General features: G+C 38.8%; 9 protein-coding genes. 7 read left to right on the top strand and 2 right to left on the bottom strand.

Translation table 11 applies throughout. From position 1 onward, the window contains the following. Nucleotides 1-45 precede the first annotated feature (45 nt). On the top strand, nt 46-1,272 hold the full coding sequence (gene zapE, locus QUE72_RS07430; protein ID WP_286272484.1) for a cell division protein ZapE: 1,227 nt from the start codon (nt 46-48) through the stop codon (nt 1,270-1,272). On the opposite strand, the gene agaR is transcribed toward zapE, so the two are convergent. After that, nucleotides 1,263-2,030 (bottom strand): transcriptional repressor AgaR, encoded by a 768-nt coding sequence (gene agaR, locus QUE72_RS07435; protein WP_286272485.1) that lies wholly within the window; start codon nt 2,028-2,030, stop codon nt 1,263-1,265. The two genes, zapE and agaR, sit on opposite strands and share 10 nt — an antisense overlap. 278 nt (nt 2,031-2,308) lie before the next feature. Between agaR and QUE72_RS07440 the strand changes: the two genes are divergently transcribed. The 4 genes from QUE72_RS07440 to QUE72_RS07455 all read left to right on the top strand — a co-directional run bounded on the left by QUE72_RS07440 (nt 2,309) and on the right by QUE72_RS07455 (nt 10,578). Then, nucleotides 2,309-5,170, top strand: coding sequence for a TonB-dependent receptor (locus QUE72_RS07440; protein ID WP_286272486.1), 2,862 nt, complete (start codon nt 2,309-2,311; stop codon nt 5,168-5,170). A 92-nt stretch (nt 5,171-5,262) separates the two neighbouring features. Continuing rightward, the gene (locus tag QUE72_RS07445) at nt 5,263-8,193 is read left to right on the top strand and encodes a discoidin domain-containing protein (RefSeq protein ID WP_286272487.1); all 2,931 of its coding nucleotides are present in this window, start codon (nt 5,263-5,265) and stop codon (nt 8,191-8,193) included. 69 nt (nt 8,194-8,262) lie between these two features. Continuing rightward, a complete protein-coding gene (locus tag QUE72_RS07450; protein WP_286272488.1) occupies nt 8,263-9,618 on the top strand; it encodes a DUF3472 domain-containing protein in 1,356 nt (451 codons plus the stop codon). A 96-nt stretch (nt 9,619-9,714) separates the two neighbouring features. After that, nucleotides 9,715-10,578, top strand: coding sequence for an endonuclease/exonuclease/phosphatase family protein (locus QUE72_RS07455; RefSeq protein ID WP_286272489.1), 864 nt, complete (start codon nt 9,715-9,717; stop codon nt 10,576-10,578). 84 nt (nt 10,579-10,662) lie between these two features. On the opposite strand, the gene megL is transcribed toward QUE72_RS07455, so the two are convergent. Next, nucleotides 10,663-11,865: a methionine gamma-lyase gene (gene megL / locus QUE72_RS07460; protein ID WP_407704970.1), complete on the bottom strand. Its 1,203-nt coding sequence runs from the start codon at nt 11,863-11,865 to the stop codon at nt 10,663-10,665. A gap of 251 nt (nt 11,866-12,116) precedes the next feature. Here megL and QUE72_RS07465 point away from each other — a divergent pair, with 251 nt between their 5' ends. Together QUE72_RS07465 and QUE72_RS07470 are read left to right on the top strand one after the other, a co-directional pair. Next, nucleotides 12,117-13,634, top strand: a complete 1,518-nt coding sequence (locus QUE72_RS07465) for a sigma 54-interacting transcriptional regulator (protein WP_286272492.1) — start codon at nt 12,117-12,119, stop codon at nt 13,632-13,634. Nucleotides 13,635-13,770: 136 nt separating this feature from the next. Then, nucleotides 13,771-14,949 (top strand): IS4 family transposase, encoded by a 1,179-nt coding sequence (locus QUE72_RS07470; RefSeq protein WP_286269174.1) that lies wholly within the window; start codon nt 13,771-13,773, stop codon nt 14,947-14,949. The last annotated feature ends 67 nt before the right edge of the window (nt 14,950-15,016 follow it).

Genomic DNA, 15,016 nt, shown 5'->3' on the forward strand with positions numbered 1-15,016 from the left:
TAAAATATCTTTTGACTACATACGTAACCCTAAAATCAATAAATAATGTTAGATAATTCACCCATAAGACAATACAACTCATTAATTAGTCAAAATAAAATTTATACTGATCCTGCTCAGACTCAGGCTATTTCTTTATTACAACAACTCTATGAAACAATACAGCAAACACCGCATAAACGTGGTTTGTTAAAGAAAGCAGCTGAAGTGAAAGGTCTCTATTTGTGGGGTGAAGTGGGGCGCGGCAAAACATTTTTAATGGACTTGTTTGTTCAAAGCTTACCTGCTGAAATTTGCAGAAGGCATCACTTTCACCATTTTATGCAAGACGTTCATCACCAACTTCAACGTTTAACCGGTAAACCAGAACCACTCACACTTATTGCTAAGCAATACCGTCAGCAATTTAGAGTTCTCTGTTTTGATGAGTTTTATGTTTCAGATATTGGTGATGCAATGTTACTCGGCAGGTTAATGAAAGCGATGTTTGAGTTTGGCATTGTTATCGTTACGACCAGTAATTGTGCTCCTGAACAGTTATATCGCAATGGTTTACAACGTGAATGCTTTCTTCCTGCAATTGCAGCCATAAAGCATTACATGCAAATAGTACATCTTGATGGAAAACAAGATCATCGGCATCGTAGCCTAACCTTCCAAAAAATTTACTTTCAATTACCCCATGATGTTGAAGAACAAAATAAACTACATCAACGCTTGTTAACTGAATTTAATTTAATATTCTCAACGTCAGCTAGCGATATAGATGCAGAGAACTCATCAAATGAAATAGCTATCTTAGGTAGAAATATTCCCTTTATTGCTAAAAGCACTAATGATAATAATCGCAGCATCTGTTTTGACTTTTCACAACTGTGCCAAGGCCCACGTAGTCATTTTGATTATGTAGAATTAGCAAAGAAATTCGACACAATACTATTATTAAATATCCCACCATTAAGTGGCGATCCTTATGAACGTATTAAAGCAAGAGGCACTGAAGACAACGGTTTAGCGATGGATAATTCAGCTAGTAAAACAGGTGACAGAGAAATTTGCTTAGCTCCTATGGATGATGCAGTAAGACGGTTCATTGCTTTTATTGATGAATGTTATGATCGTAGAATAAATGTTGTACTAACCAGTTATGTCGCTCAAACTGCACTATATAATAGTGGAACGTTAATGTTTGAGTTTGAACGAGCTAAAAGCCGGTTGATCGAAATGGCATCGTTAGAATATCGACAATTAAGTACAAAACATTATGGATGAATAATAAGGTTCACGCCATTTCTTTCAAGCATTTGAGCAAAAGCATCAGGTATGCCTGAATCAGTGATCAAAACATCTATGTCAGCTAAACCACATATTTTGTGTACGCCTGAGCGATTGAACTTTGATGAGTCAGCAACGGTGATCACTTCTTTAGCAACTTTACGCATTAAACGATTCATCATTGCTTCATATTCAAAATGGGTCGTAATTCCAGAATTAAAGTCTATACCATCTACACCGAGAAACGCTTTGTCAAAATGATAGCGCTCTAAACTGTCTTCTGCTTGTCTACCGTAAAAAGATAACGACGTTTTTCTTAGTACACCGCCAGTCATCAACACCTCTACCCCAGAAGCACTTAATAGGTTTTGAGCAACATTTAAGCCGTTGGTCATAACAACGAGTCTATCAAAAGAATGCAAGCAGTTCGCTAATTCAGCCATTGTTGAGCCAGAATCTAAAATAATAGCTTCACCTTCTTTAATTTGATGGCTAGCCAACTCTGCTAGTTTTCGTTTAATATCAATTTGAGCACAATGCTTTTCATTGATTGAAAGCTCTTTTGAAATTACCTTGCTAGCCACAGCACCACCACGAGTTCTACTGACTAAGCTCTTTTTATCTAAATAATTTAAATCGCCTCGAATGGTGACTTCTGATACTTGATAGTTAGTAGCTAAATCATCTACAGATACTCGTCCGTGCTTGAGAGTTTTTTGCACAATATCATGTCGTCTTTCTATCGTATTCATCATAACTTCCAACTTACTACGTTTTGAACATCATAATCTTCTTTCATAATCTTTCAACAATAAAAAACTGTGAAACCTCTTTCGTATCACTTAATGTTATGATTTATAAGTTTAAATTGTGAATGTTTTGTTTTTATTTAGCCTTGTTTAAATAAAAAGTGAAAGGTTTTGTTGGTTTTAATTGTTGATTTTTGGGTTTCATTAGGTGTATATATATAGCGTGGTAAAAGTAAAACAAATAATAACTACAACTAAACATGAGATATAAGAGAGGGTACAGCATGGCAAATCACCAGAAAAAATACCTGAGCTTACTTATTGGTTCCATATTGGGGGTCAGTAGTGTTTGCACAGTTGCTCAAGAAACAGATCAGGAAGTGGATACTTCTGATAACGCGAAAGAAAAAGAAACCGAAGTTATTGAAGTTCGCGGTATGAAGAGCAGTATAAAAGAATCTTTATTTATAAAGCAAAACTCTATTCAAGTGGTTGATGCCATTGTTGCAGAAGATATTGGTAAGTTTCCGGATCAAAACGTTGCTGAAGCATTACAGCGTATTACAGGTATTACCATTACACGTAATGCAGGTGAAGGACAAAACGTTACGGTTCGTGGTTTAGGTGGTGATTATAACGTTACTACTATTAACGGACGTCGTATGGCTTCTGAGCACAATAGCCGTGACTTTAACTACGACTTGATTGCTGCTGAACTCTTAGGTGGCGTTGAAGTTTATAAGTCTTCTGTTGCGCAAACACAAGAAGGCGGTATTGGTTCAGTCATCAATATTAAAACCCGTAGACCGCTTGATTTTGATGGTTTCACTATGTCTGCTTCTGCAAAGGGCATATATGAAGATAGAACGAAAGACACCACACCTCAAGCATCATTTTTAGTAAGCAACACCTTTGATGATGGTAAATTTGGCGCGTTATTTACCGCAGTTTATTCTGAAAGAACCTTGCGTATTGACAGTTATGAAGGCCAAGGTTTTTATAATCCAGTGACAGATCCAGAGCTTACTATTCGCCAAGATGTGGATGGTAATGGTGAGTTTGATAAATACGTTGATAATGAATGGGGTTCAATTATCCCTGGTTATCTTCGTTATGGTAACAAGCAGGATACTCGCGAAAGAACCGGCGGTAGTTTAGCATTACAGTGGGTGCCAACCGATGATTTTGAATTAAATTTTGACAGTATCTATTCTTCATACGAAACAAATGGTACTGAATCACAAATTTCTTTTGTCACCTATGATGAAAGTTGGACTCCAGGTATTCCAGGCGTGAAAGACGTTGGTTTTGCTGATAATGGCTTAGTCAACAAAATGACCATGTACAACAGTGGTGCAATGGCGGAATTATTGAACGTATCTCGTCCAAGAATTACTGAAACATATCAAGTAGGTGTTAACAGTAAATGGAGTGTGAATGATTCATTAACCCTAAACTTCGATTTATCGCATTCTCAATCAGAAAACGAAAACAATGGTCATAACCGTTATATTGTAGCCCGTGGTTTTGTCGAAGAAGTGTCGATTGATGCATCAACCAGTAATTTATTGCCTGACGTTACTGTTTCTCCTAATTTAGATTCAAGCTCGCCGTTTGGGGCACACTACAGTTACAACAGTGGTACGGGTATTAAAGATAAAGTGAGTGAATTCCGTGTTGATGGTAAATGGGTACCAAATATCCACTGGATTGCCTCAGTTGATTTTGGGATAAATATTGGTAAGCAGACAAAAACCACGATCGCAAACGCTTCTAAAAATGCGAGTGCATTCTCAAATGCAGGTACCATCTTAGACTCAACTGAGTATGATGAATGGGACATTGATTTTTCTTCGGCTGAGGAAATCAACGGTTTTGACTTATTCAGACTACCAAGTGATGCAGTAATTGCAGGTAACTTTGATGGCTTTATGAGTGGTGAACCAGGTAAACACCCAACGCCATGGCCAATGTTTGATTACGATAAATTATTCTCATTCTATGAAAGTATTAGCCCAGAAGCTGCAAATCAGCTGATAAAAGCAACGCCTCGTCCAAATGATTCATATGATGTATCTGAACAAACAAGTGCTATTTACCTTGCGATAAACATTGAAGATGATATTTATGATTTTCCATACGTGTTAAATCTTGGTGTACGCGCAATTGAAACCAAGGTGACCAGTACCGGATTTTCATTAAACCCAGCATTAGTGAATTTTGTGGCAGCAGACAATGAGAACCCTGAAATCATCAAATTTTTGAAAGAGGTTGAAAACTATCAAGAAGTTGTTGATTTTGAAGATTCATATCAAGATGTATTACCAAGTTTCAACTTTAAATTAAACCTAACCGATGAGTTGGTTTTCCGTGCGGCAGCGTCAAAAGTTATTACGCGTCCTAGCATTGGTAACTTAAAAGCATGGAGCTACGTTAATATTAACGATCGCGAATATCATGCATCTAACCCAGGTTTGGAGCCATTACGTGCAACGCAAGGTGACTTGGCATTAGAGTGGTATTTCTCCGAGTACGGTGCATTAACGACTGCGTTTTATGTTAAAGATATCGAAACCTTTTCTACGTACGGTAGAAACGGCACCATTGATATAGATGGTGAAGAATTCACGATTGAATCACATATTAACAGTGATGCTGGCGGAAAAATTCAAGGTGTTGAAATTGCCTATCAACAATCTTTTACCGATATTTTACCAGCGCCATTTGATGGTTTAGGTATTCAATTAAACTACACCATTGTTGACTCTGGTTATGACGAAGTAGAAGAAGGTCACGATGAATTTGATTTTCGTGAACGAGACTTACCGTTCAAAGGTATGTCTAAACATTCTTATAACGCCGTTATTTACTATGAGAAAGACAAAATTCAAGCACGTTTTGCCTATAACTGGCGCGATAAATATTTAACAAATGAAGAAGACTGGGGTGGTGTTAGGTGGCAAGCCGATTATGGTCAGCTGGACTTTAGTGCAAGTTATGATCTAACCGAGCAACTTAATATCAATATTTCAGCAAATAACCTAACGAATGAACGCGGTTATGCCTATATCGAGAACGAAGAGCAACTCGCTTATCTGTATCGTTCAGGACGCCTGTTTAATCTAGGTGTTAATTATCGTTTCTAATTTCCAATAAATGAGACAAGAACTCCAGCAAGTATGCGTAATATTCATAACAATTACTTGCTGTAATTATAAAAAATAGCGTGGAAAAAGTGATGAATTTAAAAAACAAGTTATCCATATTATCAACGGCGATCATACTTGCTACGACTGCCGGTTGCGGTTCGTCTGATGACGAAAATGTTACAAATATTGTTGTTGAAAAACCAGTAGTTATACCACCTGGTGAAACAGACCGAGCGCCTTCAACATGGTTGCGTTTTGGTGATGATTTTAATGGCGATACCATCATGCAAGATGTGTATATTCCATCAAATGGTCTAACAACCTATACCTATTATTCAGTATTAAACTGGAATGCCGGTCTAGATGGAGGTGGTTATGCGGGTATTCAAGATCACCCGGATGGTAGAAATTTTATCTTTTCAATTTGGGATCCCTCAAATGGCGAGCCTATTACAGCTGAATACCAGGGTGAAGGTACGCAAGTTGAATTGTTTGGTGGTGAAGGCACCGGTCTTAAATCGTGGAACTTCCAATTAGGTTGGGAGCCAGATAGATGGTACACCTTAGCGACTAAAGTGTGGCATACGCGTGATGACGGTCATACGCACTTTGCTTTTTGGTCCCAAGATAAAGAAACGGGCGTATGGACACATTTAGTGACCATGGATTTTCCTATGCCATGGGTTGTCTTTAGTACAGAAACTGGCTCATTTGTTGAAGATTGGTTAGGTACCGGTAATAACACGCGTACTGCACTATTTAATAATGGTCGTAAACGTGGCATGGATGGCGGTTGGAAAGCCTTCACAAATGCGGATTATAATGTTGTGCAAGAAGAAGCTACTGCCGCTTATAATGAAAACTTCGATATTGCATCAAACGCAGATTATTACCGCATGACAACGGGTGGTACCGCGGGCCCCGCTGAAGATGAAGATGCTTTTGAGCCAGAAGGTGAACTATCAAGACCTTATTTATTAGCAGCGCCAGATGATGCTCCTACTAGTATCACATTATCGACTGTGACAACTACGGGTATTGATTGGCAACTAGCCACCACGGAAGTGCCACAATTATCTTATCGTGTATTAGTTAAAGGTAAAGTGGTTGCAGAAGGTACTGATCCTCAAGCAAGAAGTGCAATGTTCGACCTTATTGATGTTGATGACGAAATCACGCTTGAAATTGAAAATATATTTGGTAAAACAAGCACGTTTAAAGCGACTGCAAATCAAGGACAAATTGAAGTAAATGATACGATTGCTGTCGCTACAGAAGCGCATTTACTTGAGCGCAATGAAGCAACAGTGATTGAATCTATCGCTGCCGGTGAGTCAAAGTTATATCAAGTGATGGGTTTAGATGCGTCTAAATCGATGACAGTAAAACTAGCGGGTGATGAAGGTGATGCTGATATCTACGTGATGGAAAATAGCATGCCTACCACAACAGATTATGACTGTGTAGGCTTCTCTGGAAGTAGCATTGAATCATGTCGTTTACCCGTTAATGTACGTGAAGAAACGCCATATTATGTACTTGTTACTGCAAGAACTGATGTGTCATGTTTAGCATTATCAACCACGCAAGATGGTGAACCTGGTTGGATCAGTGGTTCAAACTATATTGTTAGCTCAGAGTCAGCAACAGGTTCAGGTAATGGGCTTGGCAATGCATTTGATGGTAATGAAGCAACTATTTGGCATACAAATTGGGGCGATGGTGCACCGACTTACCCTCATACTATTACCATTGATTTAGGGGATACTTATGATGTAAATCGTATTCGGTATTTACCGCGTCAAGATGGTGGTGTAAACGGTACAATTGTTGGTTATGAACTCTATATTTCTGATGATCCTGATGTCTATCCAGCGGAACCACAAATTGTTGGTACATGGGAAGATAACACGGATGAGAAAATTGAGTGGTTTGCTGAAGCTGTAACAGGTCGTTTTGTTAAATTTGTTGCTACAGAAGAACGTGGCGGCAGTGAATGGGCATCAGCTGCAGAAATTAAATTTGGTTTTGATGATGGTTCAGATCCGCTAGCAGAAGGTGGTGAAGACGAAACAGAAACTGAAGTTGAGGATGGTGGTGTTTGCTCTGGTGGCGGAGATACTGGCGATGGTAATCATGTTAATATTCCTGTGAATTCAACGTTACTCGATAATGCTGGTTTAACTGCTACTAGTCCGTCAGGGGCGCAACCAGGTCATGAATTGTCTTTTGCACTTGATGGCTTAACTGGCGATGCTGGACATTGGCATACACCGTGGAGCGGCGTTCCTGCTTATCCTCATGAAGTGTTGATTGACCTTGGTGAGATGTACGAAGTTAACCGTTTTGATTATACACCGCGCACCGGTGGCGGTAATGGAACAGTGGTTGAGTATGAGATTTACGTTGGCGATAGTGCTGATAGCTTAGGCGAGCCGGTAGCACAAGGTACGTGGGAAAATAGTGCTGATGTTAAAACCGTAACCTTTACTGATAAACCCGGGCGTTTTGTTAAGTTTGTAGCACTTGCTGAACAAGGTGATGGTGCATGGGCTGCAGCCTCTGAATTTAATGTAGGTGTTAATATGTCTGAGAAAGTGGATAACAGCACATTAAGTTATTCTACTAGCTCAGGGGCACAACCTGGTAATGAACTATCTTATGCCTTTGACGGATCATTTGATGCTAATCATTGGCATACCCCATGGAGTGGTATTCCTGGGTTCCCTCATGAAGTCATTATTGATTTAGGCGAAGCTAAAAATGTTGTTCAATTTAACTATACGCCTAGAGCTGGTGGCGGAAACGGTACGGTTGCCGGTTATGAAGTTTATGTGAGCGACAATAATAGCGACTGGGGTAATGCTGTTGCAACGGGCACTTGGAAAGGTAATGGTAACACTGAAGTTGCAGCGTTTGATGCAACAACAGGCCGTTATATTAAGTTTGTTGCATTAAGTGAGAAAAATGGCAATAACTTTGCTGCCGCAGTTGAGTTTGGTATTCGTGTTAACCCATAATTAGTTAACGATGAGTGTTAAAAGGAAGAAGAGTAAAGCCTTCTTCCTTTTTTATTTAGAGTAAAGAACATGATGAAAATGAAATCGGTGTATCAACACGTAAAATATTGTGTAGTAGGTATGGTGTGTCTTGGTATGCTTGGTGCATGTGGTTCTAGCACAAACAAGACTGAAAAAACTGCAAACCAGGCAGTGGTTTTAACTACTGACGATCTTACCATTGAAGTGCCTATTGCCGGTAATAGTTGGATTGAAAACGATATAGAAGCATCCGATACGTTGATCACCAAAGAAGGGATAACGCAGTGGCAAAGTGAGCAACACCAATTATCTACTTACTTTTATGTTAGTAAAGTGGGTAAAGTTAATTTAGGGCTTAAAGCCAAAACATTAGCTGGTACATCGACGATTTTGGTTGAGCTCAATGATCAGAAAAAACGTATTTTGTTGTCCAATAGCATTGAAAAGATTATTCCTATTGGACAATTTGAGGTAGTAAAACCAGGCTACCAGAAAGTTATAATTACAGGTATTGAAACCTCTAGCGAGTATTACCCTACTATTTCGCAACTGTTGATTGGCGGTGAAGCAACCGCCGGTAGTAATTATTATGTCAAAGATGATTTTTACTGGGGGCGAAGAGGGCCATCAGTGCATTTGCAATATCAATTACCAGATGAAGACGGCAGCTATGAATGGTTTTATAGTGAGATCACCGTGCCTAAAGGGCAAGACACGCTAGGTTCTTATTATATGGCAAATGGCTTTAATGGTGGCTATTTCGGTATACAAGTTAATTCTGAAACTGAACGCAGAGTTTTGTTTTCTATTTGGAGTCCATATCAAACAGATGATCCAACGACTATCCCAGAAGAATACAAAATAAAGTTGTTAAAAAAAGGCGATGATGTTTATACAGGAAAGTTTGGTAACGAAGGCTCTGGTGGTCAAAGTTATGTAAAATATCCTTGGAAAACAGGGGTTACCTATGGTTTTTTAACTCGTTATCAACCAAGGCCCGAGGAAAATAAAACAGATTTCACTGCCTATTTTTATGACCCTCAAATAAAAGAATGGCATCTTATTGCTAGCTTTAGAAGACCCAAAACGACAACTTATTTAGCATCACCATACTCTTTTTTAGAGAACTTTATACCAGGTGCAGGTCAATTCGAACGTATGGCTAAATATGGCAATCAATGGGTGAAATCAAGTGATAAAGCATGGGAGCCTATGCTACACGCAAAATTTACTTATGATGCAACGGCAAGAAAAGAAGCGCGTGTTGATTACCAAGGCGGCATTCAAGGTGACGGTTTTTATTTGAAAAACACGGGTTTTTTCTCCGAACATACTGCATATAAAACACCGTTTACACGCAAAAGTACACAATTACCACCTATAAATTTGGAACAACTTCCTTAGTGCTTAGTACCCGTTGGTGTTGGGTTAGCTTAGGTTGAGTAATATTGCTTAACCTAAGCTTTTTTAAGCGTTAAATGTTGCTGAAGTCTACTTAATATGACCAAAATTTTATTTAATTGTAATAGCTATGGCATGAGTAAAGTTTGCCTTATTACCGTAGTTTTTGTTTGTTCTATTTTTAGCTCGGCGTTTGTAACCGCAGCTAAAACAGCGCCATTTAAATCAACGCTATTGAAAGTAATGACCTATAACGTAAGGCATGGTACTGATTTACATGGTGATATAAGTATTGCAAAACAAGCGGCGTTTATAAAACAACATAATGTTGACTTGTTGGCACTACAGGAAATTGACCAAGAAACCAAGCGTGTTAATGGCGCAAACCAAACAAAATATTTTGCCAATTCGTTATCATTAAATGGTTTGTTTCAACCATTTATGATTTTTGATGGCGGTCAATATGGCATTGCTGCATTCAGTAAAATGCCAATTTTGAAAAGTAAGTCGATAACATTACCCAATGGCTTAGAGCCTAGAAGCTTTCCTTTGTTGACCGTTAACGTTGAAACCCAGCCGCTGATTTTTGTACCCGTTCATTTTGATTGGCCGACGAATGACAGAGCGCGTTTTGAACAAGCAACGCAATTACTTTCGCAATTAGATATAAAGTTACCAATTGTTTTAGCAGGTGATTTTAATGATTACCCTGACTCACGTACCATAGCACTGTTTAAAGATGCCGGATTTTCATTTATCGTGAATAATACTTCAACGTTCTTAGGCCCAAATGAGGGGGGAAAGTCTATTGTTGAAATTGATTTTATTGCGGTTAGGAGTGGCCAGACGACTTCTCTTTCGTTATTAGAGAGCTTTGTTTTTGAACAGCATATTTTTTCGGATCATGCAGCGGTCCTTTCATCAATACTTGTCACTCAAAAACAAATTAATACGGCTTATTGATAAACCAAAGCTCGACGTTTAACGTCGAGCTTTATCTATTGAACATTAATGGCTGCATGTGAGTTGCTAAAAATACTGTTTTGTCTAAGCCACTTTTGTCGTGTTAAGCCTAACCTGATCTAACGACTGTTTAAGGTCGGAAATGATGTCGGTCACATTCTCTAGGCCAACGGAGATTCTTATTAAGCCGTCACTAATACCTGCTTTAGCGCGCTCTTCATCGCTATAAGGAGAATGTGTCATTGATGCTGGGTGTTGAATTAAAGATTCAGCATCACCTAAACTGACGGCGATGGAAAATAACTGCATACGATTAATAAATTCGGCACCACCTGTTACGTCACATTTGAGCTCAAAACCGATAACGCCACCAGCAGCCTTCATTTGTTTACCTATGTACTGGTGGCCTTGATGCGAGGGTAGTCCTGGGTAATATACGGTATCTACCGCAGGGTGGCTTTCTAAGAATTCAGCAACTAACTGTGCATTTTGGCAATGTCTTTCAATTCGAATAGGCAAGGTTTTTAAACCACGTATGATCAACCATGCATCATGAGGGCTCATGGTACCGCCAATATCTTTTAGTGCCGTTAGCTTTATCTCGTTAATCATTTCTGTGCGACCACATATAATACCTGCAACTACATCGCCATGGCCGTTTAAATACTTTGTTGCGCTATGTACAATAATATCTGCTCCAAATCGAATAGGTTTTTGAAGTACGGGCGTTAGAAAAGTGTTATCAACGATAGAAATTAAGTGATGCTTTTTTGCTATCGATAAAATAGATTCTAAATCAAGTACCTGTAGGTTCGGATTAATAGGAGACTCTAGGAAGATAACTTTAGTATTATCTTGAATAGCAGCGTTGATATTTTCTGCTTCGCTCATATCAACAAAACTCACTTCGATGCCGAAGCGCGTTAACATGTGATTCATTAAGGCATATGAGCAGCCATAAATTGCTTTTGATGCAATCAAGTGATCGCCCGCTGTTAAATTAGTTAATAAGGCCGCAGACACTGCAGCCATTCCTGTTGCTGTTGCGGCTGCATCTTCGGTACCTTCTAATTGTGCCATGCGTTGTTCAAGTTCACGCGTAGTAGGGTTACCTAAACGCGTGTACATATATCCCTCAGCTTCTCCCGCAAACCGCTGTGCCCCTTGTTCTGCACTGTCGAAGGTAAAGGTTGATGTTTGATATAAAGGAGACGCTAACGAGCCAAACTGTTCGTCTTTTATTTTGCCGCCGTGCACAACTTGTGTTTCGATAAATTTGCTTTTAATCATAGTTTTCTCATGTGATATCGGAATACGTTCGTTAATGAATTTGGTATCAATATTCACGCCATAACGAGAAATGACATATAAAACAATAGCTTAATGTTTTTATGTAAAAGTAGAGTAATTATTTTTGTAATGTATTTATTACAGTTTGGTTTTTAAATGAAATTAATAAGGCTTTTAATCACTAAATACTTGAAAATTAAATACTATAATGTTGTCATTAAATTATTACTAAGTATCAAAATTATTACATGAAAATTTGTATTGAATCTGCAGACAGAGTAGGTATTAGCCAAGAAATATTAGCCACGTTTGCTTCCCATGACTGGAACGTAAAAAGTATTGAAGTACAAAGCCAAAATACTTTTGTTCATATTGATGCTATAGAGGCGACCCTTTCACGGGTTAAACGTTTGTTAATGCCTGTTGACGGCATAAAACAGTGCATTGAAATTAATGAGATGCCGTCTGAAGTGCGTGAAAAGCATGTACAGGCGTTGTTGGCAAAAATAACGGATCCTATTTTAGATATTAGTAGCACAGGAATGATTTTAGCCTCTAATCAAGCCGCGAAAGCTATTGCAAAGCGAAGTAGCGTGGATTTAGTCCATAGCCATATTGACGATGTGATTGATGCCTCGATAGATGCACTAATACAACCTCATGAATTAAGTATGACGGTCACTTTTTTTGGTGAACCTTTTATTGCAGACATTAATCCAGTGATGAGCGCGAATACTGTCACTGGAGCGGTTATCTATTTAAAATCAGTTGAAAAAGTGGGGCGTCAGTTATCCTTAGTGCAATCATCTAAAGATAACGCGCTGCAAGCCATGATCGGAGAGTCTGAACAAATTAACTTAGTAAAATCTCAGATCTCGCGTTTTGCTACCCTAGATTTACCAGTGTTAATCGTAGGTAAAACAGGCACTGGTAAAGAATTGGTGGCTCAAGCATTACATCAATTAGGCCCGCGAAAAGATAAACCTTTTTTAACGATTAACTGTGCGGCTATTCCTGAGCAACTGCTTGAAAGTGAATTATTTGGTTATACCTCTGGGGCATTCACAGGGGCGAACAAAGGCGGCAAACCAGGCCTTTTTGAGTTAGCAAATGGTGGCACATTATTTTTAGATGAAATCGCTGAAATGTCACCTTATTTGCAAGCCAAACTCTTACGGTTTTTACAGGACTTTCGTTATCGCAAAGTAGGTGGCACCAAAGAATTTAAAGCGGATGTAAAAATTATTAGTGCTAGCCATCAAGACTTTGATGAATTGTTTATACAAGGGGAGTTTCGAGAAGATTTATTTTATCGACTAAATGTATTAAAAGTTGAATTACCGACACTTGCACAACGGCAGTCTGATATTGAATTACTGGTTAATTACTTTTTGTCTTTAGCATCTCAACAAATTAACCAACAAGGTGTTGATATAACTGCAGCTGCTCTTGAATTGCTTCGTGGTTATCACTGGCCGGGTAATATAAGGCAATTGGAAAATACGATTTTTAGATTAGTTGCACTATCTGATGGCGATGTAATAGATACTGAACAAGTGCAACAAGTACTTTTTGGCCAGCAAAAAAACGACGGTCAATTAGAAACGTTACATGTGCAAGACTGGGCTTCTGCGCAAGCTGAGTTTGAAAAAAGTCTGCTAACGCAACTTTACCCACATTACCCTACAACTCGAAAGCTAGCTGCACGTTTAAATGTGTCGCATAATAAAATAGCAATGAAGCTTAGGGCTTATCACATAGGATAAACCCTATTAGGGTCTGTTGATCTTTTGAGATTAAATTTTGTTCGAACCCAAAGGGCTGACGAATCCCCAAAAAATGACAGGCACAACATTTTATGATCTTATTAGTTCGCCAAAACAAAAATAAGAGTAAAATGCTATGCCTGAATCCTTACTTTGCCATAACTTCTTTGATAAGTCCTTATCGAATTTCAATCAAGCGAGAATGAAGACACTTAAAGCATGCTCTGAAGCACTTATAGCGTCTGATAGATTAACCTTAACAAGTTTGGGGCGTTACTTAGCTGGGCGTGCGAACATTAAGCATAAAATAAAAAGGGTTGATCGTTTTCTTAATAACGAGCATTTGTTTAACCAACAAGTTGAAATATACGCTTCGTTGGCCAAACCAATCATTAGCAACTTGCCTTATTTAGCCATTGCAGTGGACTGGAGTGGTTGTTGTCGTTCAGATTACCACCTGCTTAGAGCGAGTTTACTCGTTGATGGTCGTTCTTTAGTGCTTTACAACATGGTTGTTGAATTAAAAGATTTTGATACGCCAGAAACCAATGCCAGATTTTTAGACAACCTCCTTCAAGTTATTGGTGAACACCGGTCCGTTTATATTTTGTCAGATGGTGGTTTTCTTACTCCTTGGTATACTAAAGTCCGTTCATTAGGATGGCACTTTATTGGCCGTCTCAGAGGCACGATGACATGTAAGTTAGAAGGTAAAAATACTTGGGAAAAACTCCCTGCCTTTCATCAGGGAGCGAGCTGTCAACCAACTCGACTTGGCAAAGCGAGGGTTACTCAACACAGTCCAACAGCATGTGATGCATTTCTCCATTTGTACAAAGGAAAATACAAAGGACGAAAAGGGAATAGCCGTTTTACTAAAGATACTCGCATGTATCGACGGCATGCTCATGAGCCATGGTTACTCGCAACATCAGATAATACACTCACTAGTGATCAAGTAATTAAGTTGTACAGTAAAAGGATGCAAATTGAGCAAAACTTTCGCGATGACAAAAGCCAACAATATGGCTTTTCGTGGCGGTTTAGTAAAACACAAGGCGTAAGGCGAATGAGTGCCTTGTGCTTAATTGCATGTTTAGCTAGTCTATTACTTTGGTTTGTTGGCTTTGAAGCGGAGCAGCGCAATTGGCAAATAATGTTTCAGGCTAATACGATAAAACACCGCAGAGTTCTATCGTTTCTTACATTGGCGAAGCAAGTAATTCGGCATAGACTCCACAAAATTAAAAATCACTATCTACAGAAAAGTCGAGAAAACTTTTTAGCTTATTATCAAATATGTTCAGTTATATAAAAATGGGGATCCGTCAGCCCAAAGGGCAGCGTTTTTTGTCATTTATACGTCGTTATTGTTTTCTCAT

It is taken from the genome of Thalassotalea hakodatensis, from assembly GCF_030295995.1.
In the GTDB taxonomy this organism is placed as follows: Bacteria; Pseudomonadota; Gammaproteobacteria; order Enterobacterales; family Alteromonadaceae; genus Thalassotalea_C; species Thalassotalea_C hakodatensis.